The organism is Streptomyces sp. NPDC127038 (genome assembly GCF_042725875.1).
Taxonomy (GTDB): Bacteria; Actinomycetota; Actinomycetes; order Streptomycetales; family Streptomycetaceae; genus Streptomyces.
Window position 1 is genome coordinate 14,440 of the sequence record NZ_JBHXDQ010000012.1, and the last position, 24,789, is coordinate 39,228.

The following is a 24,789-nucleotide window of genomic DNA, read 5'->3' on the forward strand; positions in this document are numbered from 1 at the left end:
GCCTACGAGCCACGGGCGTCCCCACCCTGTCCCAGTCGCGATGATCAGGAGCGGAATGATTGGTTCAGTGGAGTAATGTCCGTTTGGTCGCCCCGAGTGGGGGGCCTCGATTGACCGGTTTGCCCCTTGGTGAGTGAGCAAACTCACACGGCGATCATGGCGTCTTCACGGCATCGCCAGGGAATTGAATGTTTAGCCTGACGCTTTACAGGGATGGCGAATCCGACAACCCGCGCCTATACGGGGCTCTTTGCCCCCGGCGGCGCCCAGGACGACAAGGTCGAGCAAAACGGTGAAGACGACGATGATGTTCCGCAACATTGCCAACCCGCGGCGCACGACGCTGGCGCACCTCGAGGACGCCGACGCCCTGCGCACGCCGGAGCTGCCGGAGCACGCGGTCACGCTTCCCCTCCAGACCGCCAACCCCCGTCGCACCGTCCTGATGGACGCCCCGGTCGCGGTCGCCGCCGCGGAGTGACCCCGGCGGCCGGCCCGAGGGCCGCGCCCTGCGCGCGGCCCCGCCGGCCACCGCCACCGCCCCGGCTCCGGGACCACCGCCCTCCGGGGACCGGCGGCCCGCCCGTCCCCGGGACCGGCACCAGCACCCCTCCCCGTCCGGGACCGGCGCCCCGCCGCCCACCGCCCCGGCGGATGGCTCACCGCCCCGGCGGATATACGCGAAGCCCGCAGCCCCTGCCGCGTTAGCCTGGAGCGTCAGACTCCAGCCAGCTCAGTGAGGGGCGCAAGGATCCCGTGCGCATCGCCAGATTCTCCATCGACGGCAACGTCGCTTTCGGCGCGGTCGAGGGCGACAAGCCGGACGAGCTCGTCCTCGACATCATCAAGGGCATCCCGTTCGCGGACTTCGAGCTCTCCGGGACGAAGGTCCCGCTGAACAAGGTCCGGCTGCTGCCGCCGGTGCTCCCGAACAAGGTCGTGGCCTTCGGCCGCAACTACGCCGAGCACGCCCAGGAGCTCGGCAACGAGGTGCCCGAGGCCCCGTTCGCCTTCTTCAAGCCCTCGACCTCGGTGACCGGTCCCGGCGACCCGATCCAGTACCCCTCCTTCTCCAGCGAGCTCCACCACGAGGCGGAGCTCGCCGTCGTCATCGGCCGCATGTGCCGCGAGGTGCCGCGCGAGCGCGTCAAGGACGTGATTCTCGGTTACACCTGCGCCAACGACGTGACCGCCCGCGACGTGCAGAGGCGCGAGAAGCAGTGGGCCCGCGCCAAGGGCTTCGACAGCTCCTGCCCGCTCGGCCCCTGGATCGAGACCGACCTCGACCCCGCCGACCTGACCATCCAGTGCACGGTCAACGGGCAGCAGCGGCAGCTCGGCCGCACCAGCGAGATGATCCACTCCGTCGAGGACCTGATCGTCAACATCACCGAGGCCATGACGCTGCTCCCCGGCGACGTGATCCTCACCGGCACCCCGGCTGGGGTCGGCCCCCTGAACGTCGGCGACGAGGTCGCCGTCACCATCGAAGGCATCGGCACTCTCACCAACAAGGTGATCAAGCGTGGCTAACGTCCGTGTACGTTTCTGTCCCTCCCCGACCGGCAACCCCCACGTCGGGCTGGTCCGCACCGCCCTGTTCAACTGGGCGTTCGCCCGGCACAACGAAGGCACCCTGGTCTTCCGTATCGAGGACACCGACGCGGCCCGCGACTCCGAGGAGTCGTACGGGCAGCTCCTCGACTCGATGCGCTGGCTGGGCTTCGACTGGGACGAGGGCCCCGAGATCGGCGGCCCGCACGCGCCGTACCGCCAGTCGCAGCGCATGGACATCTACGCGGACGTGGCCGCCAAGCTCCTGGACGCCGGCCACGCGTACCACTGCTACTGCTCGACCGAGGAGCTGGACACCCGCCGCGACGCCGCCCGCGCCGCCGGCAAGCCCTCCGGCTACGACGGCCACTGCCGCGACCTGAGCGCCGAGCAGAAGGCCGCCTACGAGGCGGAGGGCCGCGAGCCCATCGTGCGCTTCCGGATGCCCGACGAGGCGATCACCTTCGAGGACCTCGTCCGCGGCGAGATCACGTATCTCCCGGAGAACGTCCCGGACTACGGCATCGTCCGCGCCAACGGCGCGCCGCTGTACACGCTCGTCAACCCCGTCGACGACGCCCTGATGGAGATCACCCACGTCCTGCGCGGCGAGGACCTGCTCTCCTCCACCCCCCGCCAGGTCGCCCTCTACAAGGCGCTCATCGAGCTGGGCATCGCCAAGGAGACCCCGGCCTTCGGCCACCTCCCGTACGTGATGGGCGAGGGCAACAAGAAGCTCTCCAAGCGCGACCCGGAGTCCTCGCTCAACCTCTACCGCGAGCGCGGCTTCCTCCCCGAGGGCCTGCTGAACTACCTCTCCCTGCTCGGCTGGTCCCTCGCCGCCGACCGCGACATCTTCTCGATCGACGAGATGGTCGCCGCGTTCGACGTCACGGACGTGAACCCGAACCCGGCCCGCTTCGACCTGAAGAAGTGCGAGGCGATCAACGCCGACCACATCCGCATGCTCGATGTGAAGGACTTCACGGAGCGCTGCGCCCCCTGGCTGCGCGCCCCCTTCGCGCCCTGGGCGCCGGAGGACTTCGACGAGGCCAAGTGGCAGGCGATCGCCCCGCACGCCCAGTCCCGGATGAAGGTCCTCTCCGAGATCACGGACAACGTCGACTTCCTGTTCCTGCCGGAGCCGGCCGTCGACGAGGCGTCCTGGGCGAAGGCCATGAAGGAGGGCAGCGACGCCCTGCTCCGCACGGCCCGCGAGAAGCTGGAGGCGGCCGACTGGTCCTCCCCGGAGTCCCTCAAGGAGGCCGTCCTGGCCGCCGGCGAGGAGCACGGCCTCAAGCTCGGCAAGGCCCAGGCCCCGGTCCGTGTCGCCGTCACCGGCCGCACGGTCGGTCTGCCGCTCTTCGAGTCCCTGGAGATCCTGGGCAAGGAGACGACGCTGGCGCGCGTCGACGCCGCGCTGGAGCGGCTCGCCGCGTAGCCGTCGTCCGTACGTGAGCGAGGGGCGGTGTCCGGTCCGGGCACCGCCCCTCGCGCGTATCCGCGCCCGCCGGCCCGGAGTTCACCGTCCGTGTCAACTCCTTTTTCCGGAGCGGTGGTCGTACGCCACCCGCGGTCCAGCCGTCCACGGCGGACCCGGCGCCGTCGCGCGGGCGCGCACCCGGCCGGGCACCGGTACGGCCGCACCCCGGAGGGACAGCCGGCCGTGTCCGGCGCTACCGTCGGCGCATGAGCATCGACGCCGTGGTGTGGGACATCGACGACACGCTCTTCGACTACACGAGCGCGGACCGCGCGGGCATGCGGGAGCATCTCGCGGCCGAGGGCCTGCTAGGGGACGGGACGACCGTGGAGGAGGCCCTCACCCGCTGGCGTGAGGTCACCGACGCCCAGTGGGTCCGGTACGCGGCAGGCGAGACCGACTGGCAGGGCCAGCGGCGCGACCGGGTCCGGGCGTTCCTGGAGGAGCCGCTGAGCGACGCCGAGGCCGACGCGTGGTTCGGCCGGTACATCACGCACTACGAGGGCGCCTGGACCCTGTTCCCGGACGTCCTGCCCGCCCTGGACGCCCTCGTCTCCAGCCACCGGCACGCGGTGCTCTCCAACTCCAGCATCCACGTGCAGGACCGCAAGCTGCGCACCCTCGGGGTGCACGACCGCTTCGAGGCCATCCTGTGCGCCGCCGAGCTGGGCGTCTCCAAACCCGCCGCGGCCGCGTTCCACGCGGCCTGCGAGGCCCTGGGGCTGCCGCCGCACCGGGTCGCCTACGTCGGGGACCACCCGGAGATCGACGGACTGGGCGCCGCCGACGCCGGGCTGCTCTCGGTCTGGATCGACCGCGGCGGCGACGGGGCTCCCGCCGCTCCGGGACGGGCCGGTCCGCATCGCATCGGATCACTCGCCGAGTTGCCCGCGATCCTTGGCGCGGATACCCGTTTTGGAGCGGGGTCCACCTTCGGGTAATGTTCTTTCTGCGCCGCCGGGAGCGGGCCGAAAGGCCGGAGCCCGGAGACGTCAGCCGAAACAAGATCTTCGTACGGGATTGCGTTTCTGTGGCCTATGGTGTAATTGGCAACACTACGGTTTCTGGTACCGTCATTCTAGGTTCGAGTCCTGGTAGGCCAGCTCGCAGAGCTCATCTGCACCGCGGAGATCCAGATCCGCAAAGCCCCCGTTGTGTAGCGGCCTAGCACGCTGCCCTCTCACGGCAGTAGCGCCGGTTCGAATCCGGTCGGGGGTACAGATCCTTCCCAGGAAGGCAGTTCGGGTCGCACCCGCTGCCCTTCATGCAGGATCGCTAGGGCCCCCGTTGTGTAGCGGCCTAGCACGCTGCCCTCTCACGGCAGTAGCGCCGGTTCGAATCCGGTCGGGGGTACTGACCATAATTGGTCTAAACCACCATGGGCTATGGTGTAATTGGCAACACTACGGTTTCTGGTACCGTCATTCTAGGTTCGAGTCCTGGTAGCCCAGCTCCGAATCTGCGGAAACGCAGGATTCAGGCCCCCGTTGTGTAGCGGCCTAGCACGCCGCCCTCTCAAGGCGGTAGCGCCGGTTCGAATCCGGTCGGGGGTACACGGTCCGCAAGGGTCTCCACTTCGGTGGGGGCCCTTGCGGCGTTCCCGCCCCCTCCTCGCGCCCCACCCCTCCGCGCGTCCCCGGCCTGGATCAACTCGGCGCGCGAGGCCGTGAGTTGGATCACGCGGAAACGGGTGTGGGGTGCGCCGGACCACGGCGCACCCCACGTACGGGACGGTGTGCTTCGGGGAGGGCCTGCCGCGGCGTTGAGGCCGGCCCTCCCGTCGCGCGGGAGCGGAGCGGGGGTCAGCCCGTGCGGCGCAGGGCCTCGGACAGACGGCCGGCGGCGTCGATGACCGCCTGGGCGTGCATACGGCCCGGGTGCCGGGTCAGGCGCTCGATCGGCCCGGAGACCGAGACGGCGGCCACGACACGGTTCGAGGGTCCGCGGACCGGCGCGGAGACGGACGCCACGCCCGGCTCGCGCTCGCCGATCGACTGGGCCCAGCCCCGGCGCCGTACACCCGACAGCGCGGTCGCGGTGAAGCGGGCACCCTGGAGACCGCGGTGCAGCCGCTCCGGCTCCTCCCAGGCCATCAGGATCTGGGCGGAGGAACCGGCCTTCATCGTGAGCGTGGAGCCCACCGGGACCGTGTCCCGCAGACCGGACAGCCGCTCGGCCGCGGCGACGCAGATGCGCATGTCGCCCTGGCGGCGGTAGAGCTGAGCGCTCTCGCCCGTGATGTCCCGCAGGTGCGTGAGCACCGGGCCCGCCGTCGCGAGGAGGCGGTCCTCGCCGGCGGCCGCGGCCAGCTCGGCGAGCCGCGGGCCGAGGATGAAGCGGCCCTGCATGTCGCGCGCCACCATGCGGTGGTGTTCAAGTGCCACGGCGAGGCGATGTGCCGTGGGTCGTGCCAGTCCGGTCGCCGCGACCAAGCCCGCGAGGGTGGCCGGACCGGACTCCAGAGCGCTCAGGACAAGGGCTGCCTTGTCCAGAACGCCGACGCCGCTACTGTTGTCCATGAAACGATACTCGCGTCTCACTCTGTGAAACGCAAGTTCAATTTCCGGTGGAACGCGCCACCCTTGTAGACACAGCGGCCCGCGGACCAACGGGTCCGGCGGACGACGTCCGGCACGAGGGGTGCGGACGTCCACCGCCCCGAAATCTCTAGTTGGGCCGGCGCCACACAAGCCGGCCGGAGGGAAAGCGATGGGTAGGACACTCGCGGAGAAGGTCTGGGACGACCATGTCGTCCGGCGCGCCGAGGGCGAGCCCGACCTCCTCTTCATCGATCTGCACCTGCTGCACGAGGTGACCAGCCCGCAGGCCTTCGACGGTCTGCGTCAGGCAGGGCGCCAGGTGCGCCGCCTCGACCTCACCATCGCCACCGAGGATCACAACACCCCGACCCTCGACATCGACAAGCCCATCGCGGACCCGGTCTCCCGGGTCCAGCTGGAGACGCTGCGCAAGAACGCCGCCGAGTTCGGCGTGCGGCTGCACTCGCTGGGCGACGTCGAGCAGGGCGTGGTCCACGTGGTGGGACCGCAGCTGGGTCTGACCCAGCCGGGCACCACCGTGGTCTGCGGTGACTCGCACACCTCCACGCACGGCGCCTTCGGAGCCCTGGCGTTCGGCATCGGCACCTCGCAGGTGGAGCACGTGCTGGCCACCCAGACGCTGCCGCTGGCCCGTCCCAAGACCATGGCCATCACCATCGACGGGGAGCTGCCCGAAGGGGTCAGCGCCAAGGACCTGATCCTGGCGATCATCGCCAAGATCGGTACGGGCGGCGGTCAGGGCTACATCCTGGAGTACCGCGGCTCGGCCATCGAGAAGCTCTCGATGGAGGCCCGGATGACGATCTGCAACATGTCGATCGAGGCCGGCGCCCGCGCGGGCATGATCGCCCCCGACGAGACGACCTTCGCCTACCTCAAGGGCCGCGCCCACGCCCCCGAGGGCGAGGACTGGGACGCCGCCGTCGCGTACTGGAAGACGCTGAGGTCCGACGACGACGCCGAGTTCGACACCGAGGTCGTCATCGACGCCGCCTCCCTGTCGCCGTTCGTCACCTGGGGCACCAACCCCGGCCAGGGAGCGCCGCTTTCGGCGAACGTCCCCGACCCGGCTTCGTACGAAGACGCTTCGGAGCGACTGGCAGCCGAAAAGGCCCTGGAGTACATGGGGTTGACCGCCGGGCAGCCGCTGCGCGAGATCACGGTCGACACCGTCTTCGTAGGTTCGTGCACCAACGGCCGCATCGAGGACCTGCGCGCGGCCGCTTCGATCGTCGAGGGCCGCAAAGTCGCCGACGGCGTACGGATGCTGGTCGTCCCCGGCTCCGCGCGGGTCGGTCTCCAGGCCGTCTCCGAGGGTCTGGACGTGGTCTTCAAGGAGGCCGGCGCCGAGTGGCGGCACGCGGGCTGCTCGATGTGTCTGGGCATGAACCCCGACCAGCTGGCCCCCGGCGAGCGCTCCGCCTCGACCTCCAACCGCAACTTCGAGGGCAGGCAGGGCAAGGGCGGCCGTACGCACCTGGTCTCGCCGCAGGTCGCCGCCGCCTCGGCGGTCCTCGGCCACCTGGCCTCCCCGGCCGACCTGTCCGACGCCCCCGCGCCCGCTGGAGTCTGAGAGCCATGGAAGCATTCACCAAGCACACCGGCCGGGCCGTCCCGCTGCGCCGCAGCAACGTCGACACCGACCAGATCATCCCCGCCCACTGGCTCAAGAAGGTGACCAGGGACGGCTTCGAGGACGGTCTCTTCGAGGCCTGGCGCAAGGACTCCTCCTTCGTCCTCAACCAGCCGGAGCGCCAGGGCGCCACGGTCCTGGTCGCGGGCCCCGACTTCGGTACGGGCTCCTCCCGCGAGCACGCCGTCTGGGCGCTCCAGAACTACGGCTTCAAGACCGTGATCTCCTCCCGGTTCGCCGACATCTTCCGCGGCAACTCGCTCAAGAACGGCCTGCTCACGGTGGTTCTCGACCAGAAGATCGTGGAGGCGCTGCAGGAGCTGTCGGAGCAGGACCCGCAGGCCGAGATCACGGTCGACCTGGAGGAGCGCGAGGTACGTGCCGAGGGCGTCACCGCGGCCTTCGAGCTCGACGAGAACGCCCGCTGGCGGCTGCTGAACGGGCTGGACGACATCTCCATCACCCTCCAGAACGAGGGCGACATCGCGGCGTACGAGGCCAAGCGGCCCTCGCACAAGCCGAAGACGCTCCCGGTCTGACCCCGGGCCGCACGGCGGCCGGGTCGCGACTGATTTCAGCCACGCAACACCCCTCTGTACCCCCAATCGTGGACGGTTGGGGGTACAGCTGTTTCCGCCTCCGGAAGGCCCTCGCGCACCCCCACAAGGGCGGTCAACTCCCCTAGTTACAAAGGGGATTGCCTGGGTAGTCGACCTCATGGGCGACTTCCGGCCAAGGGGGTCAGGAGGCCTCCGGGGGGCGGCAGTTACCCCCTGCGCAGGCGACAACTCGCCCCAGATGGCACAATCTGTGCATGGAACGTGACGGCCAACTCGAGCTCTACACGGCGGTCGCGGCCCAACTCAAGGAAGCGCACACAACAGTGCGCGCACTGCAAGTCCCGGAGGGCGTACGGATGGCGCTGACCCGGAAGCTGCTGGTCATTACGGCCGCGGCCAAACACGATCTCGCCGACGCGGCAAGGCGGCTGGACCGGTTCACCAGCGACCTCGACGAGGGCCGATTCCTCGACGGGGATCACTGACGAACTGCGCTGCGGCCCGAGTTCGTTGCGGCACAAGGGTGATTAGCCCGTTTCGTGTTTGATTTGCGGTATATATCTGCCTAACGTGCGAAAAAGCTTGAACGCATTCGTTCGGGCAATGTCTCCGAAGGGGAAGACGTGAACAAGGCGCAGCTCGTAGAAGCGATTGCCGACAAGGTCGGCGGGCGTCAGCAGGCCGCCGACGCGGTCGACGCGGTACTGGACGCCATCGTCCGTGCGGTTGTCGGCGGAGACCGGGTCTCGGTCACCGGCTTCGGTTCCTTCGAGAAGGTCGACCGCCCCGCCCGCTACGCCCGCAACCCCCAGACGGGTGAGCGTGTTCGGGTCAAGAAGACCTCCGTGCCGCGCTTCCGTGCCGGCCAGGGGTTCAAGGACCTCGTCAGCGGCTCGAAGAAGCTCCCGAAGAACGACGTCGCGGTCAAGAAGGCCCCGAAGGGCAGCCTCTCCGGCGGCGCTTCCGCGACGGTGAAGAAGGCCGCGGCCAAGAAGGCCACCACCGCCAAGAAGGCGGCGGTCAGGAAGACCGTGGCGAAGAAGACCGTCGCGAAGAAGACCACGGCCGCCGTGAAGAAGACCGCGGCGAAGAAGACGACGGCGAAGACGGCCGCCGCCAAGAAGACCACGGCGAAGACGACCGCGGCCAAGAAGACCGCCGCCAAGAAGGCCCCGGCGAAGAAGGCCACCGCCAAGAAGGCCCCCGCCAAGAAGTCGACGGCCCGCAAGACCACCGCCAAGAAGGCCACCGCCCGCTAGACCGACCGCCAAGAAGGCCGGCGCCCGCCGGAAACCGGGCGCAGGGGCACCTCACGCGCCGGGCCGGGCTCCCACGGGGAGCCCGGCCCGCGGCATGTTCAGAACGTCTGGAGCGTGATCAGGGTGATCCGGAGCCCCGCGCCCTCGCCCTCGGTCTCGATCCGCACGCGCTGACCCGGCCGCAGCAGCCGCAGCCCGCCGGCGTCGAACGCGGGACCGTCGAAGGGCACCGGGGTGCCGTCGTCGAGCAGCACCTGTCCGCTGCGGGTCTCGGGGTCGTACGTGTACGAGGTCGCCTGCATGAGGGCAGCCTACTGATCCCGCCGCACCCGGCGTCGCGCGCGGACCGCTCGCCGCCCGCTACTGCCCCGGAATCAGCAGCCGCGCCGCCGCTGCGGCCGTGCGCGGCCCCACGCCGAGCGCCAGCGCCGCCCGTAGATCCTCCCGGGTGTCCACGTCCCGCCGGACGGATTCCACCGCGCCGGGCCGGAGTTCCGCGGCCCCCGAGGCACGGTGGCGGGCCCGGGAATCACCGCCGAAAGCGGGCAGCAATTCCCGGCCCGGGGAGGCGGCCAGGAGAGTGGTGCCGATTGCGGCCGCATCGGCCAGAAAAGCGCGCGGGAATTCGCCCGCGGCGGCCAGCACCCGGGCCAATTCCGAAGGCCGCAGAGCGGGCAGATCGGCGTTCAGGGCGGCGACCGCGCTTTCCGGATCGCGGGCCCGCACGACCCCCGCTCCGTGCGCCAGCGCCGCGTTGAGACCGCCGCCCGGCTCGTCCGCGACGATGTCCGCGCCCAGGGCGGCCAGCTCCCGCCCGGCCAGGGCGTCGCCCGTGACGACCACCACACCCCGGACGGCGGGGCAGGCCAGCGCCGCGGCCACCGTGTCCTGCGCGAACGCGAGGGCGAGACCGGGCCGCACGACGTCGGAGGCGGTGTCCGCCAGCCTGCTCTTGGCCCGCGCCAAGGGTTTGAGGGGCACGACCAGGGTCCACCGCACGAGCACTCCACCCTCTCCTGTCACGCCTTATTGTGACCTGGTCACCCTGGCGGTCCGGGCGTCGGGGCGTACGGTGTTCTCGACAGACAGGCGGCCTGGAGCGACACTTGTGCGGCCCCCCAGGCTCTAGAGGAAGGTGTCCGCGTGCCCCGCCGCAGAATCGGCTTCTGGTACCGCTTTGCAGCGGTTCTCGTCAAACCGCCGCTCGTGGTTCTGATCAAGCGGGACTGGCGTGGGATGGAGAACATTCCGGCCGAGGGCGGATTTATCACGGCGGTGAACCACAATTCCCACGTGGACCCGTTCGCGTATGCGCACTACCAGTACAACACCGGGCGTGTTCCGCGCTTCCTGGCGAAGGCCGGGCTTTTCAAGAAGGGATTCGTCGGCGCCGCGATGCGCGGCACCGGACAGATTCCCGTCTATCGCGAGAGCACCGACGCCCTGAGCGCCTTCCGGGCCGCGATCGACGCCGTGGAACGCGGCGAGTGCGTCGCGTTCTACCCCGAGGGCACGCTCACCCGTGACCCCGGCGGCTGGCCGATGACCGGCAAGACCGGTGCGGCGCGGGTCGCCCTCCAGACCAGGTGCCCGGTGATCCCGGTCGCCCAGTGGGGCGCCAACGAACTCCTGGCCCCCTACGCCAAGAAGCCCGACATCCTCCCGCGCAAGACCCACCACGTGCTCGCGGGCCCGCCGGTGGACCTCTCCGGCTACTACGACCGGGAGATGAACCCGGACCTCCTCAAGGAGGTCACCGAGGTCATCATGGCGGCCATCACCGCGCAGCTCGAGCTGATCCGCGGCGAGAAGGCGCCCGAGAAGGTGTACGACCCGCGCGAGGTGCGCATCGCGCAGCGCCGCAAGGCCGCGGCCAAGTCGAAGGCACAGCAGGAAGAGGGGCAGGGCACGTGAGCAACCCGGTCAGGGCGGCCGTCTTCGGGACCGGATCGTGGGGTACGGCCTTCGGTATGGTGCTCGCCGACGCCGGGTGCGACGTCACCCTGTGGGCACGCCGCCCCGAACTCGCCGACGCGGTCAACTCCACGCGGATGAACCCGGACTACCTCCCGGGGATCGAGCTCCCGGAGAACCTGCGGGCCACCGCCGACCCGGCGCAGGCCGCGCGGGACGCCGACTTCACCGTCCTCGCGGTCCCGTCCCAGACGCTGCGCGCCAACCTCGCGGAGTGGGTGCCGCTGCTCGCCCCCGACACCGTGCTCGTCTCGCTCATGAAGGGCGTCGAACTCGGCACGGTGAAGCGGATGAGCGAGGTGATCGAGGAGGTCGCCAAGGTCTCCGCCGACCGCGTCGCCGTCGTCACCGGACCCAACCTCGCCAAGGAGGTCGCGCAGCGGATGCCCGCGGCCGGCGTCGTCGCCTGCCGCGACGAGGAGGTGGCCCGGCGCATCCAGACCGCCTGCCACACGCCGTACTTCCGCCCGTACACCAACACCGACGTGGTGGGCTGCGAACTCGGCGGAGCGGTCAAGAACGTGATCGGACTCGCCGTCGGCATCGCCGACGGCATGGGCCTGGGCGACAACGCCAAGGGCTCGCTGATCACCCGCGGTCTGGCCGAGACGACCCGGCTCGGACTCGTCATGGGCGCGGACCCGATGACGTTCTCCGGCCTCGCGGGCCTCGGCGACCTCGCCGCGACCTGCTCCTCGCCGCTGTCCCGCAACCACACCTTCGGCATCAACCTCGGCCGGGGCATGACCCTCCAGGAGACCATCGCCGTCACCCGGCAGACCGCCGAGGGCGTCAAGTCCTGCGAGTCGGTGCTCGATCTGGCCCGCAGGCACGGCGTCGACATGCCGATCACGGAGACGGTCGTCAGCATCGTCCACGAGGGCAAGGCCCCGGTGGTCGCCCTCAAGGAGCTGATGGGACGCAGCGCCAAGTCCGAACGGCGCTGAACCGGCCCCGCCGGGAGGGCCGGACGGGCGACGCTCCGCAACGGCCGGAACGACGCTGAGCAACGGCCGCCGTGGGGCGCTGACTCACCGCGTACCACCGGGTACTCTCAACCCGATATGAGCACCGAGAACCTCCCCCAGACCCCTGAGCAGCCGCCTCGCAAGCCGCGCGTGGCCGTCGTCTTCGGCGGCCGCAGCTCCGAACACGGGATCTCCGTGGTCACGGCCGGCGCCGTCCTGAGCGCCATCGACCGTACGAAGTACGACGTACTGCCGATCGGCATCACCCAGGACGGCCGCTGGGCGCTCACCGCGGACGAGCCGGAACGCATGGCGATCGTCGACCGCAGGCAGCCCAGCGTCGATCAGCTCGCCGAGTCCGGCGAGGGCGGCGTGGTGCTCCCCGTCGACCCCGCCAACCGTGAAGTCGTCTACAACGAGCCCGGGTCGGTCCCCAAGGCGCTCGGCGAGGTCGACGTCGTCTTCCCGATGCTGCACGGCCCCTACGGCGAGGACGGCACCCTCCAGGGCCTCCTGGAGCTGTCCGGTGTCCCCTACGTCGGCTCGGGCGTCCTCGCCTCGGCCGTCGGCCAGGACAAGGACTACATGAAGCGGGTGTTCACCTCGTTCGGCCTGAAGGTGGGCCCGTACATGGTGATCCGGCCGCGCGAGTGGCGGCAGGACCAGTCCGGCGCCCGCAAGCGGATCGTCGACTTCGCCGGTGAGCACGGCTGGCCCCTGTTCGTGAAGCCCGCCCGCGCGGGTTCGTCGTTCGGCATCACGAAGGTCGACGACCTCTCGGGCCTCGACGAGGCGATCGAGGAGGCCCAGCGCCACGACCCGAAGATCATCGTGGAGGCGCTGCTGCGCGGCCGCGAGATCGAGTGCGGTGTCCTGGAGTTCGAGGACGGTCCGCGCGCGTCGGTCCCCGCGGAGATCCCGCCCGTCCAGTCGCACGCCTTCTACGACTTCGAGGCCAAGTACATCGACGCGGCCGACGGGATCGTGCCGGCGCCGCTCACCGAGGAGCAGACCGCCGAGGTCCGCCGCCTGGCCGTCGAGGCCTTCGACGCGGCCTCCTGCGAGGGCCTGGTCCGCGCGGACTTCTTCCTCACCGAGGACGGCGAGTTCGTGATCAACGAGATCAACACGATGCCGGGCTTCACGCCCATCTCCATGTACCCGCGGATGTGGCGGGAGACGGGCGTCGGCTACGCCGAGCTCGTCGACCGGCTCATCCAGGCGGCACTGCGGCGGTCCACCGGGCTGCGCTGAGCACCCCGCGGGACCGGAACGTCAGTCGGCGATCCCTTCGGGGATCGCCTTCTTGACGGAGGCGGCCAGGTCGACGAGCACGCCGGTGGCATCGACGCCCCCGGGCACGGTGACCTCGACGTAGGCCCGGCGCGACGCGGTGGTGAGGCGGGTCGAGCCGTCGTCCTGCTTCTCCATCAGCCAGTCGACGCCGTCGACCCCGCCGGCCAGGGCCTTCGGGTCGTCACCCGTCGCCACCTTCGGATCGATCATCTTCGGCGGCCGTTCCACACCGCAGCGCAGTATGATCGCCGGGCTTCCCCAGCCCGCGGTCAGCGCGGACCGGGGCTCCGGGTCCTCACGGCGCCGGCCGTCCACGGTCCGCGGCAGCACCTTGTCCAGGTTCTGGCACAGCTCGGTGACCTTCGTACCCGGGTTCGGAACCGCGGCGGACGCGCTGTCGTCTGCTGAGGAGCAGCCCGCGATCGCGATCAGTGCCGCGAGAGCGGGCAGCCCGAGGGAGGCGGTGTGCCGGTGACGGAAGAAGTTCACCGGCCAAGGGTAGACGGGGGCTACAGGTGCACGACCGGACAGGTCAGGGTGCGGGTGATGCCGTCCACCTGCTGGACCTTGGCCACGACCATGCGGCCGAGTTCGTCCACGGTGTCGGCCTGGGCGCGCACGATCACGTCGTACGGTCCGGTCACGTCCTCGGCCTGGATCACCCCCGGGATCTTGCCGATCGTCTCGGCGACGGTCGACGCCTTGCCGACCTCCGTCTGGATCAGGATGTACGCCTGTACCACGGAACCTCCAGGGCGGCCACGAGGATCATGTGGGGAAAAGGAACGCCACGGTATCGCGTTGCCGCTCGCCGCGGGGAGACCCGCGGTGACTGGGGCTCGCGCGCCGGGGTGGAGGGACTGCGCAAGTTGACGGTCAACTCGACCGTACCGAGTACTCAGACGGCTCGCGACCGGGCACGAGCAGCGACAGAGGGAGCACGACGATCATGAAGGGCACCGTGGGCGAGCTGGGGGAGTTCGGGCTCATCCGAGAGCTCACCTCGCGCCTCACCACCACCCCGGCGGTCCGGGTCGGCCCGGGCGACGACGCCGCGGTGGTGGCAGCGCCGGACCGCAGGGTCGTGGCGAGCACCGACATCCTCCTGGAAGGACGTCACTTCCGCCGGGACTGGTCCACGGCGTACGACGTCGGCCGCAAGGCCGCCGCGCAGAACCTCGCGGACATCGCCGCCATGGGCGCCGTACCGACCGCGCTGCTGCTCGGTCTGGTCGTGCCCGCCGAGCTCCCGGCCACCTGGCCCTCCGAGCTGATGGACGGGCTGCGCGACGAGTGCCAGGTCGCGGGCGCGGCCGTGGTCGGCGGGGACGTCGTACGGGGCGAGACCATCACCGTCGCGATCACCGCGCTCGGCGATCTGCGCAACCACGAGCCGGTCACCCGGGGCGGCGCCCAGCCCGGTGACGTCGTGGCCGTGACGGGCTGGCTGGGCTGGTCCGCGGCCGGGTTCGCGGTCCTCTCCCGGGGGTTCCGCTCGCCGCGCGCCTTCGTCGAGGCCCACCGCAGGCCCGAACCGCCGTACCACGCGGGTCCGGCCGCCGCCGGGCTCGGCGCGACCTCGATGACGGACGTCAGCGACGGTCTGATCGCCGACCTCGGGCACATCGCCGAGGCGAGCAAGGTACGGATCGACATCCGCTCCGGGGACATCGACATCCCCTCGCAGATGAACGACATCGGCCAGGCCGTCGGGGTCGACCCGATCCAGTGGGTGCTCACCGGTGGCGAGGATCACGCGATCGTCGCCACGTTCCCGCCGGACGTGAAGCTGCCGGCGCGCTGGAAGGTGATCGGCGAGGTCCTCAACCCGTCGGCGCTGCCCCGGGTGACCGTGGACGGCGCGCCCTGGACGAGCAAGGGCGGCTGGGACCACTTCGGGGACATCGAGTCCTGAGGCCTCCGGCGTCCGGGGTGCCCACCTCGGACGCCGGAGGCGTCGGGCGGCACGGACACCGGGGCCGTCCGCGCGCGTGCGCGTGAGGGCAGCAAAAAACCCGCCCACCGTGAGGTGGACGGGTTCAGTGCAAGCGAACCAGCAGTGGCCGCGCGCTAGCGGTTGTCAGCGCGTGACCTTGCCGGCCTTGATGCACGAGGTGCAAGCGTTCACGCGCTTCGGCGTCCCGCCCACCACGGTACGGACGCGCTGGATGTTGGGGTTCCAGCGACGCGGTGTACGGCGGTGCGAGTGCGAGATGTTGTTGCCGAAGCCCGGCCCCTTGCCGCAGACGTCGCAGTTGGCAGCCACGGGTCACTCCAAAGACTTCAGATGCACTTACGGTTGATCCCGGCATGCCGAGGATCAAGATCTAGGATCTGAGGGGCGCTGCCAGGGGGATGGCCCGATCGGATCGGGCAACTGGAGCAGCATACAACGACTGCGTCCGGAGAACGAAACTACCATGATCTGCCGGTTGTCACTCCGCCCTCCCCTGCCCCCGGGGACCCTCTACCGGCAGTAACCGGTTCTGGGTCTACGCTGCGTCCCACGTCCAGCAGCTCAAGGAGGCGCGGGTGCCGCAGGTGCCGCAGACATTCGATGCTCTCGCGGTGCGCACCTGGTGCGGGCTCGCGCTTCAGGCCCTGGGCCGTGCGCGCGAGGAGATCGACGCGATCAATGTCTACCCGGTCGCCGACGGGGACACCGGGACGAACCTGTATCTGACCGTGGAATCCGCCGCGGCCGCCGTCGAGGCGCTGTTCGCCGGGTACGAGACGGTGGCCGGGAGCACGGTCCCGCTCGCGGACGCCATCAGGGCCATGGCGCACGGGGCCCTGATCGGGGCCCGCGGCAACTCCGGGACGATCCTGGCCCAGCTGCTGCGGGGCATGGCCCAGGTGCTGGCCGCCGACGGTGAGACCGCTCACACCGACGGCCGCGGCCTGTCCCTCGCCCTGCGCAACGCCGCCGACTCCGCCCGCGGGGCCGTCGCCCACCCCGTCGAGGGCACGGTCCTCACCGTCGCCTCGGCCGCCGCCGACGCGGCCCGCGGAGCCGAGGGGGACTGCGGCACGGTCGCGCTCGCCGCCTACGCGGGCGCGGGCACCGCGCTCACCGCGACCACCGGACAGCTCGACGTCCTGGAGCACGCCGGTGTCGTCGACGCGGGCGGGAGGGGCCTGCTGGCGGTGCTCGCGGCGCTGGCCGAGACCTTCACGGGGGAGGCGCCGCGACCGTACGGGCCGGGGGAGGGGAGCGGCGCCTCCGGGATCTCCGGCACCCCGGACGCCACGGGTTCCGCCGACGTCCCCGGTGCCACCGGCCTTCTGGGCGAGACCGGCACCGTCGGCACTCCTCCGGACGTCCTCCCGGCCGGGGCCCGCGGATCCGGCACGGAGGGCGCACCGGGCGTCGCGGGGCCCCGACTGCCGGACCGTGATGGATCCGGCGCCGAGGCCGCCTGCGGGGACGCGTCCGCCGAGGACGGTCATCCCGCCTTCGAGGTGATCTACCTCCTGGACGCGGAGGACACCGCGGTGGACCGGCTCCGGGACCGGCTCGACGCCCTCGGCGACTCCCTCGTCGTCGTCGGAGGCGACGGCCTGTGGAACGTCCATGTGCACGTCGACGACGCCGGCGCGGCCGTCGAGGCGGGCGTCGAGGCCGGACGCCCGCACCGCATCCGGATCACCCACTTCGGTCTCGGCGACGCGCACACCGGGGCCGGGGCCGGGCGTCCGCCCCGCGAGCGGGCCCAGCGCGCCGTCGTGGCGGTCGTGCCCGGCGAGGGCCTGGCCGGGCTCTACGCGGAGGCCGGGGCCACCACCGTCCTCGCGCGGCCGGACGAGCCGCCGGCCAGCGGGGAGCTCGTGGAGGCCGTGCGACGGGCCCACGCGCGCGAGGTGGTGCTGCTGCCCAACGACGCCGACCTGCGGCACACCGCGGCGGCCGCCGCCGAACAGGCGCGCGCCGAGGGCGTCCGGGTCGCGCTGATCCCCACCCGTTCCGCCGTGCAGGGCATCGCCGCGCTGGCCGTGCACGAACCGGGGCGCCGCTTCGACGAGGACGTCGTCGCCATGACCTCGGCGGCCGGCGCCACCCGCTACGCCGAGGTCGCCGTCGCCGAGCGGCAGTCCTGGACCATGGCCGGCATCTGCCAGGCCGGGGACGTCCTCGGGCTCATCGACGGCGACGTCGCCGTCATCGGCACCGACGTGACCGCCACGGCGGAGGCCGTCCTCGACCGCATGCTCTCCGCGGGCGGGGAGATGGTCACGCTCGTCCTCGGGGACGAGGCCCCCGAGAGCATCACCGCGCACCTGGAGACCCGGGTGCGGGAGGCGTACCTCGCCGTGGACACCGTGGTCTACCGCGGCGGCCGCCAGGGCGCGCTGCTGCTGATCGGGGTCGAGTAGCGGACCCGGTGCCGGCGATCAGGCGCCGGCGGGCACCTCGGCCCGCCGGGGGACCTCGGGGATCCCGGCCGTCCTGTGGGCGCGTTCGACGGCCTGCCCCCAGTAGGTCCCGGCGACCATGAGCAGGGCGCCGAGCGCGGTGAGGGCCGTCAGATGTTCGCCGCCCAGAACGACGCCGACCGCGACGGCCCAGACCGGCTCGGTGCCCAGCAGCAGACTGACCCGGCTGGCGGAACTGCGCTGCACCGCCCAGGTCTGGGCGAGGAAGGCGAACAGGCCGCAGAACAGGGCGAGATAGAAGAGCCGCGCCCAGCCGCCGGCGTCGACCCCGCCGAGTGCCGTCAGGCTGCCGGCGACGGGCACCGCGAACAGGACGGCACCGACGAGCGTCTGGACGGCCGTGACCTGCAGCGGGCGCACCGGGTGACGGGCGGTGAGCCGTCCCACCAGGGCCACATGGGCCGCGCGGACCAGCGCGGCGGCGAGGATCAGCAGGTCACCGCCACCGGGCGAGTGAAAGCCGCTGCCGGACACCAGAAGGACGACGGCCAGCAGACACAGGCCGGTCGCGGCGAAGTAGCGGGGCGGCAGCCCGGCCCCGCCGGACGTACGGTCCAGCAGCGGGGTGAGCACGATGGTGAGGCTGATCAGCAGGCCCGCGTTGGCGGCACTGGTGTGGGCGACCCCGTACGTCTCCAGGACCAGGACGGCCGCCTGGGTGACCCCCAGCACCGCCCCGACCCGCAGCTCGTCGCGCGCGAAGCGCCTCGTCCGGCGCCGGACGCCGAGGAGCGCGACACAGGCCGCGGCCGAGATGCCGTACCGCGCGAAGAGGACGAGCAGGACGGGGAGCGCCGACGTGGCGGACTTGGCGGCCAGGTAACTGGAACCCCAGACGACGGCGACAAGGAGAAGCACCGCGTCGGTGCTGCGGACTCGGGACACGCCCCCACGCTCCCGTATCGCGACCCTGAAGCCCAGACCGAAGTTCTTCAACATCTTTTAAGCGTCACTACAATGAAGGGGTGAACGAGCGACAGCTGCGGATCCTGCGCGAACTGGGCGAGCTGGGAAGTGTCACCGCCGTCGCGGAGGCGCTGCTGATGACCCCGTCGGCGATCTCGCAGCACCTGCGTCTGCTGCAACGCTCGATCCCGGTCCCGCTCACCGAACGCGACGGACGGCGGCTGGTGCTGACGGACGCCGGCCGGGTGCTGGCCGGAGCGGCGATCGAGGTGGAGAGCGCCCTCGCGCGGGCACGGCACTGCGTGGACGACTTCGTCGGCGAACCGGCCGGGGACGTGTCCGTGGCCGCCTTCCACAGCGCGGCCGCCACGTTCTTCCCTGTCCTGCTGCGCGACCGGGCCGCGACGGCCCCGCGGCTCTCGCTCGCCGACGAGGACGTGGCGCAGGACCACTTCCCCCGGCTGACCCGGGACTACGACCTCGTCGTCGCCCACCATCTCGCGCACACGCCGCCCTGGCCGCGGACCGTCACCGTGACCACGCTGCTGAGCGAGCCCCTCGACGTCGCCCTGCCCGCCGGCCACCCGCTGGCCCGCGAGACGACCCTGAGCGCGCGGGACGTCGCGGACCAGCCCTGGATCACCGTGCACGACGGCTTCCCGCTGATGGCCACCGTCGACGCCGTCGCGACCGCCGCGAACCGGCGGCTCGACATCGTGCACCGCGTCAACGAGTTCACGGTCGTCGCGGAGATCGTCGCCGCGGGAGGCGGGATCGCCCTGATGCCCCGCTGGACCACGCGCCCGCATCCCGCCCTGGTCCTCAGACCCCTGACCGGGGTGCACGCCGTCCGCCGCATCGACGTGCTCCACCGTCCCGAGCAGGCCGCCCGCAGGGCCGTACGCACGGTCCTCGGCGAACTGCGCCGAGCGGCCGACACGATCCGCGCCACCGACCCCACCGATCCGAACCCCGCCCTGCCGTAGCCGGGCGCCCCGCCCTAGCCGGTCCTCTCCGCGAGTGCGAGCAGCTTTCCGGCTTCGGCGCGCCGGGCCGCGGCGGGCTCCCCGTCCAGACGGCCGCACAGGGCGAGGACCGTGCGCGCGCGGGCCGCCGCGGCCTCGCGCAGCCCCAGTTCGGCCTCCAGGCGGCCCGCCGCCAACTCGGCGCCGGTCCGGGGACCGAGCTGGGCGTCCCCGAGGGAGGCGAACACGACCGCCGCCCGGTCGAGGTGCCCGAGGGCCTCCTCGACGACCTCCCGGACGGCACCCTCACCGCCTTCGGCGGCGTACGAAGCCGACCGGGCCACCAGATCGCCGAACTGGCGATGGGTATGCCCGAGTTCGACGGCCCAGGGGAGGCCCCCCGGCCCGTCAGCCCCAGCCGCCCTGACGGCCCCGGGCACGGCATCCGGCTCGTCCGTCCCGGCGGCCTTGGGGGAAGCGTCCGGCCCGTCAGCCCCAGCCGCCCTGACGGCCCCGGGCACGGCATCCGGCTCGTCCGTCCCGGCGGCCTTGGGGGAAGCGTCCGGCCCGTCAGCCCCAGCCGCCCCAGGCACGGCATCCGGCTCGTCCGTTCCGGCAGGACCCGGCACGGTCGTCGCCCCGCATTCCCGGACCGCCTGCGCCATCAGCTCCCGCGCCTCGGAGAGTCCGCCCTCCCGTGCGGCCGCGCTCCACGCGCGGGACCGCAGCGCGCGGACCAGCCCTTCGACATCGCCCAGCTCTCGCCAGAGACCGCACGCGCGGACGTACGCCTGATCCGCCTCGGCGGCCAGCCCGGCCTGCGCGAGGGCCTCGGCCGCGAGGTTCGCGAGCGTCGCGTGGTCGCGCTGCTCGGGCCAGTGACGGGCGATGCCCGCGGCGCGCAGCCAGTGCTCGGCGGCCTCGCGGTGCTCGCCGAGCTCGGTGAGACAGTCGCCGAGCCACCAGCGCGTCTGCACGATCGAGCCCTCGCCGTGCGTCTCGGCGGTCAGATCCGGCAGCGCCGACTCCAGGATCTCGGCGGCCTCCGCCCACCGTCCCAGGCGCAGCAGGTAGCCGCCGAGGTGGTGGCGCGCCCAGGCGCCGAACGTGGCGGCCAGGCCCGCCGCGTCGGCCCAGTGCGCGGCCTCCAGGGCGTGCTCCGCAGCGGGGCCGAAGCTCCCGCCGGCCGCGAGCGTCTCGGCGAGCCGCAGCCGCAGCTGCGCATGACCGGCCGGCTCCAGATGGGACCCGCCGTGCTCCAGCGCGTCCCGCGTCGCCCGTTCCGCGGCCTCCAGGTCGCCGAGGTGGGTCGCGATCCCCGCCAGCCGGGAGTCGTACTCGACGGCGAACCACGGCAGTCCCGCCGCCACGAACCCGTCGACGGCCCGCCGCAGATGTCCGGCGGCCCCCTCGGCGTCGTCGGCGCGGGCGGCGAGCTCGCCGAGCATCGCGTACGCCTCGGCGGCCCGCGACGCGAGGGCCACGTCGTCCCCGGCGTACGGCTGCGCGAGCTCCAGCAGCTCGACGGCCGCCTCCTCGGCGGCGGCCATGACCTCGTCCTCGGAGACCGGACCGTCCCCGGTGAGCGGCCGCCCGTCCAGGGCGGCGCCCTCCAGCTCGTCCACCCGGTGCATCAGCGTCCGCGCCCGGCTCACCAGCACGGACGCAGTCTGCGCCGCCTGCGTCCCGCCGTCCGCGAACAGGACGAGCACCTGTTCCCGCAGCTCCGCCACGGCCTCCAGGGCCTTCCCCGAGGACCCGCCCGACAACGCCCGGACGTAGGCGGCGCGGGAACGGGCCGCGAGCGCCTCACCGGGGTCGCCCGCCCGCTCGTACAGCTCCGCGGCCTCCTGGAAGAGAGCGGCGCCCTGCGGCCCGCGGCCCATCGCCGCGTGGTCGGCGATCTCCGCGCGGTCGCGCACCTCCAGCTCATGGCCCTCGGCGGCCTCCGAGACCGCCGCCCACGCCCGGACGGCGTCCGGGTCCCGCAGCGCCGAGAGCCGCCGTGCCTCGGCGAGCAGCGCCTCCACACCCGGTCCGCCGGCCCCGGCCGCGGCTTCAGGGACGGACACCGAACCGGACGCGGACGCGGACACCGGCGCCGGCCGGTGGGAACCGGCGCCCGACGGACCCGAGGAGCGCACCCCGAGCGGCAGCCGGTCGACCAGCGGCGGCCGGTCCATGCGCGCGCGGGCCCGCTCGCCGACGTACGGCGTGCCGTTGCGGTCGTCGAACCGCGCGGCCAGCGCCAGCGCCTCCCCGCGCGCGTGCGCCGCGAGTTCCGCCGCCGTCCACGCCCGTCCCGCGGGCCCGGGAACCTGCTGCCCGCCGTGCCCGAGCGCGGTCAGCCGGTCCATCGTGAGCGCCACGACCGACAGGAAGTCCAGCCGGCTGCGCGGATCCCCGGCGTCCGTGAAATAGGCCGGGCGCTCCGCGAGCAGTTCCAGGGCGCGCGCCTCGTTGCCGGTCAGGGCGCAGAACTCCACATGGTCCGCGTACGCGCCCCGCATGCTCTCCATGGCCCGCACCAGCCGGAAACCGCGCAGATGATGGGCGCGGGCCTCCTCGGCACGCCCCAGACGCAGCAGCGGCAGCAGGGAGGACGCGAGAACGGCGTGCGGCTCATGGGCACAGGTGAACTCGCCCCGGAGCACCGGCGCCCACAGCTCCAGCGCCTCCTGGTCCGCGCCGCGCACCGCCCGCCACCACCCCTGCGCGTGCAGCTCGCACGCGTGGCAGTCGGCCATCGAGTCACGGTCCGCCGCCAGCCAGGCGCCGTACGCCCGCTCGGCGCGCTCCAGGTCGCCCAGATGCGCGGCGACGCTGAACTCGGCGCCGCGCACGGCCCGTTCGGAGTGACCGGCGAGACGGTAGCGCCGCTCCATCTCGCCGAGCCACTTCTCTATGGAGGCCAGCGGGACGTGCGGCTGGTCGAGCATCCCCGCCGACATCCACTTGAAGACCCAGTGCAGCGAGTGGATCTCGAACTCGTCGAAGTCCTCCGGGTGTTCGTCCCACATGCGCAGCAGACGCGCGAAGGGAACGAACATCTTCCCCTTCTCGGAGCTGTAGTTGTAGACCTTCAGCTGGTGGCCGAGCGCCTCTATGACGGCGAGCGGGACGCCCAGCTTCTCGGCCTCCACGAGCAGCTGCTCCGCGCGCGCGTTGCGGCCGGGCCCCTCGGGCTGCTCGTAGTTGTCCGCCATGGCCCGGCGCAGGGTGTCGAAGTCCATGGCGGAGCTCATCGGCGGCCGTCCGTTCCGGGGTCGGTGTGGGTGGCCCACTCCAGGAGGCCGATGAACGCGCGGTTCAGGAGCGCCGAGTCCGCCGGCCGCAGCGGCCGCTGGGCCATCAGCAGGGCCTGCCCGTACAGCGACTCCGTGGCGGTGCCGATCAGGTCCGGATCACCGAGCGAACCGATCCTGCGGATCAGCGGGTTGAGATGGTTGAGGACCAGTCGCGCGCGGGGCGCGCTGCCGCGCAGCGAGCCCAGGATGCCCGCCCACAGGTCGTCGGCCCCCTCCTCGGCCTCCGCGCGGGCCTGCTCGTGGCGGGCCGCACGGTCGTCCAGGTGCAGCGCGGGCACCGACAGCGGGTGGAAGGCGCGCAGCACCACGTCGCAGTGCAGCGGGTCGAGCCTGGCCCGCGCGGCGGCGAGGAAGCCCGACAGCGCCAGCTCCTCGCCCGGGTCCACCGTGTCCAGGTGCGCGGTCACGGTGTCCGCGTCCAGCTCCGAGACGGCCGTGCCGGGGCGTACGGAGGGCAGCGCCTCGACCAGCTCGCTGTCGTACGTGTAGCCGCCGTTGACGACCCCGACGCCCTGCGCGGAGGCGATCGGCGCGACCTGCCGGTACTCCTCCACGGTCCGAGTGAAGTGCACCACCGGGTGCCGCTGCGCGAACTCCTCCAGGGACAGCCGTCCGTCGGTCGTCTCGAACGGCAGCCACGGCAGCATCGTGCGCAGCATCTGCGGGTCGTGCCGCGCCAGCGACTTCACCCCGAGGTGGTGCACGGACAGGAAGGCGGCCAGACGCTCGGGATCACCCGCCGCCAGGCCGGTCAGCCAGGACCGGACGCGTTCGCCGAGCGCCTCCCGTACGGCGGCGAGCGTCTCGTCCTCGTACAGCGACTCGCGGGACGCGGTGGGCCGCAGACTGTCCGTGTCGAGGACGCAGCGCACGAAGAACGCCCAGTCGGGGAGCAGCTGTTCGGCCCGCTCGGTGAGCAGCATGCCCTTCAGGTGCACGCGGTGGCTCGCGCGCTGGGCGGGGGAGACGGCCGTCGGCAGGACGTAGGCCACCCCCCGGATCCCGGCGAGCGGCACGTTCAGGTCGATCGCGTCCAGCGGGGTGAAGCCGAACAGGTCACGGCAGTGCCGGGCCAGGGCGGACCGCCGGGCCGAGGGGCTCGGGTACGGCCGGTCCCAGGGCGCCGGAAGGTCCGCGACCGCCTCGTCGCCGACCCGGACGTCGTACGGCAGCAGCGCACCGAAGTCGCGCGCCAGCGACCGGACCCGTTCCGGGCCCAGCCACTCGCCGGCCCCGGCCCGCGCCACCAGGTGCACGGTGGTGCCCGGCTCGGGGCGCGCCTCCCGCGGCAGGGTGCGCACGGTGTACGAGCCGTCGTCGGCCGCGGTCCACTCGACCGGCTCCGCGTCGGGCGTCCGGGCGCTGCGGCTGACCACCCGGATCCGCTCGGCGACGACGAAACAGGCCAGCAGTCCGATGCCGAACTGGCCGAGGAAGTCCGAACGCGCCGACTCCAGGCCGTCGTTCCGCTTGGAGCTGCGGCCGATGGTCGCCAGCAGGCTGTGCACGTCGGACTCGGTGAGCCCGACACCGGAGTCCTCGATCCGCAGGGTCCCGCCCTCGGCGTACAGGCGCACCGTGGCCGGGGCGTCCGGCTCCTCGGCGCGCCGGGCGGTGATCGCGTCGACGGCGTTCTGCAGCAGCTCGCGCAGATAGACCTTGGGGCTTGAGTAGAGGTGATGGGAGAGGAGGTCGACCAGACCGCGCAGGTCGACCTGGAACGTATGGGGTGACGGGGAGGCCGGGGACGGCTGTGAGGTCTGGGATTCCATCGTCGCTGCGCCGGCCGGCGGGGGGAAGGGGCGACGGCGCGGGTAGGGCGGTCCCGGGGGCGGTGACCGCGAAGAGGGCCGGGCGCGTCATCCTAGGCCCGGAACCAGCCGTCTGA

The 24,789-nt window shown here is 72.2% G+C and carries 23 protein-coding genes and 5 tRNA genes; 19 read left to right on the forward strand and 9 right to left on the reverse strand.

The genetic code is table 11. The features are described 5' to 3' along the window. Positions 1-292 precede the first annotated feature (292 nt). The 9 genes from ACFWI4_RS11825 to ACFWI4_RS11865 all read left to right on the forward strand — a co-directional run bounded on the left by ACFWI4_RS11825 (position 293) and on the right by ACFWI4_RS11865 (position 4,590). Entirely contained in the window at positions 293-481 is a 189-nt protein-coding gene (locus tag ACFWI4_RS11825; RefSeq protein ID WP_385405623.1) for a hypothetical protein, read from the forward strand. A gap of 275 nt (positions 482-756) precedes the next feature. After that, positions 757-1,533: a fumarylacetoacetate hydrolase family protein gene (locus tag ACFWI4_RS11830; protein WP_387194048.1), complete on the forward strand. Its 777-nt coding sequence runs from the start codon at positions 757-759 to the stop codon at positions 1,531-1,533. Then, positions 1,526-2,995: a glutamate--tRNA ligase gene (gltX, locus tag ACFWI4_RS11835; protein WP_387194051.1), complete on the forward strand. Its 1,470-nt coding sequence runs from the start codon at positions 1,526-1,528 to the stop codon at positions 2,993-2,995. The genes ACFWI4_RS11830 and gltX overlap by 8 nt, the downstream gene beginning before the upstream one ends. Before the next feature lie 248 nt (positions 2,996-3,243). Beyond that, complete coding sequence (locus tag ACFWI4_RS11840; RefSeq protein WP_387194054.1) at positions 3,244-3,978, forward strand: HAD family hydrolase; 735 nt, start codon at positions 3,244-3,246, stop codon at positions 3,976-3,978. A gap of 90 nt (positions 3,979-4,068) precedes the next feature. After that, positions 4,069-4,140: transfer RNA gene (locus tag ACFWI4_RS11845), tRNA-Gln, on the forward strand. Positions 4,141-4,182: 42 nt separating this feature from the next. Then, positions 4,183-4,255: transfer RNA gene (locus tag ACFWI4_RS11850), tRNA-Glu, on the forward strand. A gap of 62 nt (positions 4,256-4,317) precedes the next feature. Further along, a tRNA-Glu gene (locus ACFWI4_RS11855) sits at positions 4,318-4,390 on the forward strand. A gap of 26 nt (positions 4,391-4,416) precedes the next feature. After that, positions 4,417-4,488 (forward strand) — tRNA-Gln (locus tag ACFWI4_RS11860). A 29-nt stretch (positions 4,489-4,517) separates the two neighbouring features. Beyond that, positions 4,518-4,590, forward strand: a tRNA-Glu gene (locus ACFWI4_RS11865). 249 nt (positions 4,591-4,839) lie between these two features. On the opposite strand, the gene ndgR is transcribed toward ACFWI4_RS11865, so the two are convergent. Further along, positions 4,840-5,556 carry an IclR family transcriptional regulator NdgR gene (gene ndgR / locus ACFWI4_RS11870; protein WP_028806673.1) on the reverse strand — a complete coding sequence of 239 codons (717 nt, stop codon included), beginning with the start codon at positions 5,554-5,556 and terminating at the stop codon, positions 4,840-4,842. 190 nt (positions 5,557-5,746) lie between these two features. Between ndgR and leuC the strand changes: the two genes are divergently transcribed. The 4 genes from leuC (at position 5,747) to ACFWI4_RS11890 (ending at position 9,050) form a co-directional block, all read left to right on the forward strand. Continuing rightward, positions 5,747-7,171, forward strand: coding sequence for a 3-isopropylmalate dehydratase large subunit (leuC, locus tag ACFWI4_RS11875; protein ID WP_387194057.1), 1,425 nt, complete (start codon positions 5,747-5,749; stop codon positions 7,169-7,171). A 5-nt stretch (positions 7,172-7,176) separates the two neighbouring features. After that, the gene (gene leuD, locus ACFWI4_RS11880) at positions 7,177-7,770 is read left to right on the forward strand and encodes a 3-isopropylmalate dehydratase small subunit (RefSeq protein WP_385405611.1); all 594 of its coding nucleotides are present in this window, start codon (positions 7,177-7,179) and stop codon (positions 7,768-7,770) included. Positions 7,771-8,045: 275 nt separating this feature from the next. Beyond that, on the forward strand, positions 8,046-8,276 hold the full coding sequence (locus ACFWI4_RS11885) for a hypothetical protein (protein ID WP_385405609.1): 231 nt from the start codon (positions 8,046-8,048) through the stop codon (positions 8,274-8,276). 138 nt (positions 8,277-8,414) lie between these two features. Beyond that, positions 8,415-9,050 carry an HU family DNA-binding protein gene (locus ACFWI4_RS11890; protein ID WP_385405606.1) on the forward strand — a complete coding sequence of 212 codons (636 nt, stop codon included), beginning with the start codon at positions 8,415-8,417 and terminating at the stop codon, positions 9,048-9,050. Between the two features lie 98 nt (positions 9,051-9,148). Here the strand turns inward: ACFWI4_RS11890 and ACFWI4_RS11895 are convergent, their stop codons facing one another. Next, entirely contained in the window at positions 9,149-9,352 is a 204-nt protein-coding gene (locus ACFWI4_RS11895) for a hypothetical protein (protein ID WP_037625018.1), read from the reverse strand. Positions 9,353-9,410: 58 nt separating this feature from the next. Then, complete coding sequence (gene cofC / locus ACFWI4_RS11900) at positions 9,411-10,049, reverse strand: 2-phospho-L-lactate guanylyltransferase (protein WP_387194325.1); 639 nt, start codon at positions 10,047-10,049, stop codon at positions 9,411-9,413. 144 nt (positions 10,050-10,193) lie between these two features. On the opposite strand from cofC, the gene ACFWI4_RS11905 reads away from it, so the two are divergent. From ACFWI4_RS11905 to ACFWI4_RS11915, 3 genes are all read left to right on the forward strand, one after another. Then, a complete protein-coding gene (locus tag ACFWI4_RS11905; protein WP_385405604.1) occupies positions 10,194-10,964 on the forward strand; it encodes a lysophospholipid acyltransferase family protein in 771 nt (256 codons plus the stop codon). Beyond that, the gene (locus ACFWI4_RS11910) at positions 10,961-11,971 is read left to right on the forward strand and encodes an NAD(P)H-dependent glycerol-3-phosphate dehydrogenase (protein WP_387194063.1); all 1,011 of its coding nucleotides are present in this window, start codon (positions 10,961-10,963) and stop codon (positions 11,969-11,971) included. The genes ACFWI4_RS11905 and ACFWI4_RS11910 overlap by 4 nt, the downstream gene beginning before the upstream one ends. 117 nt (positions 11,972-12,088) lie before the next feature. Beyond that, on the forward strand, positions 12,089-13,246 hold the full coding sequence (locus ACFWI4_RS11915; protein WP_387194066.1) for a D-alanine--D-alanine ligase family protein: 1,158 nt from the start codon (positions 12,089-12,091) through the stop codon (positions 13,244-13,246). Positions 13,247-13,267: 21 nt separating this feature from the next. Here ACFWI4_RS11915 and ACFWI4_RS11920 read toward each other — a convergent pair whose 3' ends face one another. Together ACFWI4_RS11920 and ACFWI4_RS11925 are read right to left on the reverse strand one after the other, a co-directional pair. Further along, positions 13,268-13,777 (reverse strand): DUF3515 domain-containing protein, encoded by a 510-nt coding sequence (locus ACFWI4_RS11920; protein WP_387194069.1) that lies wholly within the window; start codon positions 13,775-13,777, stop codon positions 13,268-13,270. 20 nt (positions 13,778-13,797) lie between these two features. After that, the gene (locus ACFWI4_RS11925; RefSeq protein WP_037625030.1) at positions 13,798-14,031 is read right to left on the reverse strand and encodes an Lrp/AsnC family transcriptional regulator; all 234 of its coding nucleotides are present in this window, start codon (positions 14,029-14,031) and stop codon (positions 13,798-13,800) included. A 206-nt stretch (positions 14,032-14,237) separates the two neighbouring features. On the opposite strand from ACFWI4_RS11925, the gene ACFWI4_RS11930 reads away from it, so the two are divergent. Beyond that, entirely contained in the window at positions 14,238-15,203 is a 966-nt protein-coding gene (locus tag ACFWI4_RS11930; protein ID WP_339131813.1) for a thiamine-phosphate kinase, read from the forward strand. A gap of 165 nt (positions 15,204-15,368) precedes the next feature. Here the strand turns inward: ACFWI4_RS11930 and rpmB are convergent, their stop codons facing one another. After that, positions 15,369-15,554 (reverse strand): 50S ribosomal protein L28, encoded by a 186-nt coding sequence (gene rpmB, locus ACFWI4_RS11935; RefSeq protein WP_037625034.1) that lies wholly within the window; start codon positions 15,552-15,554, stop codon positions 15,369-15,371. Positions 15,555-15,820: 266 nt separating this feature from the next. On the opposite strand from rpmB, the gene ACFWI4_RS11940 reads away from it, so the two are divergent. After that, positions 15,821-17,662 (forward strand): DAK2 domain-containing protein, encoded by a 1,842-nt coding sequence (locus ACFWI4_RS11940; RefSeq protein ID WP_387194073.1) that lies wholly within the window; start codon positions 15,821-15,823, stop codon positions 17,660-17,662. A gap of 18 nt (positions 17,663-17,680) precedes the next feature. Here ACFWI4_RS11940 and ACFWI4_RS11945 read toward each other — a convergent pair whose 3' ends face one another. Further along, the gene (locus ACFWI4_RS11945) at positions 17,681-18,661 is read right to left on the reverse strand and encodes a DMT family transporter (RefSeq protein ID WP_387194076.1); all 981 of its coding nucleotides are present in this window, start codon (positions 18,659-18,661) and stop codon (positions 17,681-17,683) included. A gap of 26 nt (positions 18,662-18,687) precedes the next feature. On the opposite strand from ACFWI4_RS11945, the gene ACFWI4_RS11950 reads away from it, so the two are divergent. Continuing rightward, positions 18,688-19,614 carry a LysR family transcriptional regulator gene (locus ACFWI4_RS11950; protein ID WP_387194079.1) on the forward strand — a complete coding sequence of 309 codons (927 nt, stop codon included), beginning with the start codon at positions 18,688-18,690 and terminating at the stop codon, positions 19,612-19,614. A 14-nt stretch (positions 19,615-19,628) separates the two neighbouring features. Here ACFWI4_RS11950 and ACFWI4_RS11955 read toward each other — a convergent pair whose 3' ends face one another. Both ACFWI4_RS11955 and ACFWI4_RS11960 read right to left on the reverse strand, forming a co-directional pair. Continuing rightward, the gene (locus ACFWI4_RS11955) at positions 19,629-22,838 is read right to left on the reverse strand and encodes a tetratricopeptide repeat protein (protein ID WP_387194082.1); all 3,210 of its coding nucleotides are present in this window, start codon (positions 22,836-22,838) and stop codon (positions 19,629-19,631) included. Next, positions 22,835-24,673 carry an HSP90 family protein gene (locus tag ACFWI4_RS11960; RefSeq protein WP_387194085.1) on the reverse strand — a complete coding sequence of 613 codons (1,839 nt, stop codon included), beginning with the start codon at positions 24,671-24,673 and terminating at the stop codon, positions 22,835-22,837. Before ACFWI4_RS11960 ends, ACFWI4_RS11955 begins: the two co-directional genes overlap by 4 nt. Positions 24,674-24,789 lie beyond the last annotated feature (116 nt).

Excerpts from the sequence above, each read along its gene's own strand:
- ACFWI4_RS11840 (WP_387194054.1), top strand. The coding sequence starts at position 3,244 with ATGAGCATCGACGCCGTGGTGTGGGACATCGACGACACGCTCTTCGAC.
- ndgR (WP_028806673.1), bottom strand. The coding sequence starts at position 5,556 with ATGGACAACAGTAGCGGCGTCGGCGTTCTGGACAAGGCAGCCCTTGTC.
- leuC (WP_387194057.1), top strand. The coding sequence starts at position 5,747 with ATGGGTAGGACACTCGCGGAGAAGGTCTGGGACGACCATGTCGTCCGG.
- leuD (WP_385405611.1), top strand. The coding sequence starts at position 7,177 with ATGGAAGCATTCACCAAGCACACCGGCCGGGCCGTCCCGCTGCGCCGC.
- ACFWI4_RS11885 (WP_385405609.1), top strand. The coding sequence starts at position 8,046 with ATGGAACGTGACGGCCAACTCGAGCTCTACACGGCGGTCGCGGCCCAA.
- ACFWI4_RS11895 (WP_037625018.1), bottom strand. The coding sequence starts at position 9,352 with ATGCAGGCGACCTCGTACACGTACGACCCCGAGACCCGCAGCGGACAG.
- ACFWI4_RS11915 (WP_387194066.1), top strand. The coding sequence starts at position 12,089 with ATGAGCACCGAGAACCTCCCCCAGACCCCTGAGCAGCCGCCTCGCAAG.
- ACFWI4_RS11930 (WP_339131813.1), top strand. The coding sequence starts at position 14,238 with ATGAAGGGCACCGTGGGCGAGCTGGGGGAGTTCGGGCTCATCCGAGAG.
- ACFWI4_RS11945 (WP_387194076.1), bottom strand. The coding sequence starts at position 18,661 with ATGTTGAAGAACTTCGGTCTGGGCTTCAGGGTCGCGATACGGGAGCGT.
- ACFWI4_RS11955 (WP_387194082.1), bottom strand. The coding sequence starts at position 22,838 with ATGAGCTCCGCCATGGACTTCGACACCCTGCGCCGGGCCATGGCGGAC.
- ACFWI4_RS11960 (WP_387194085.1), bottom strand. The coding sequence starts at position 24,673 with ATGGAATCCCAGACCTCACAGCCGTCCCCGGCCTCCCCGTCACCCCAT.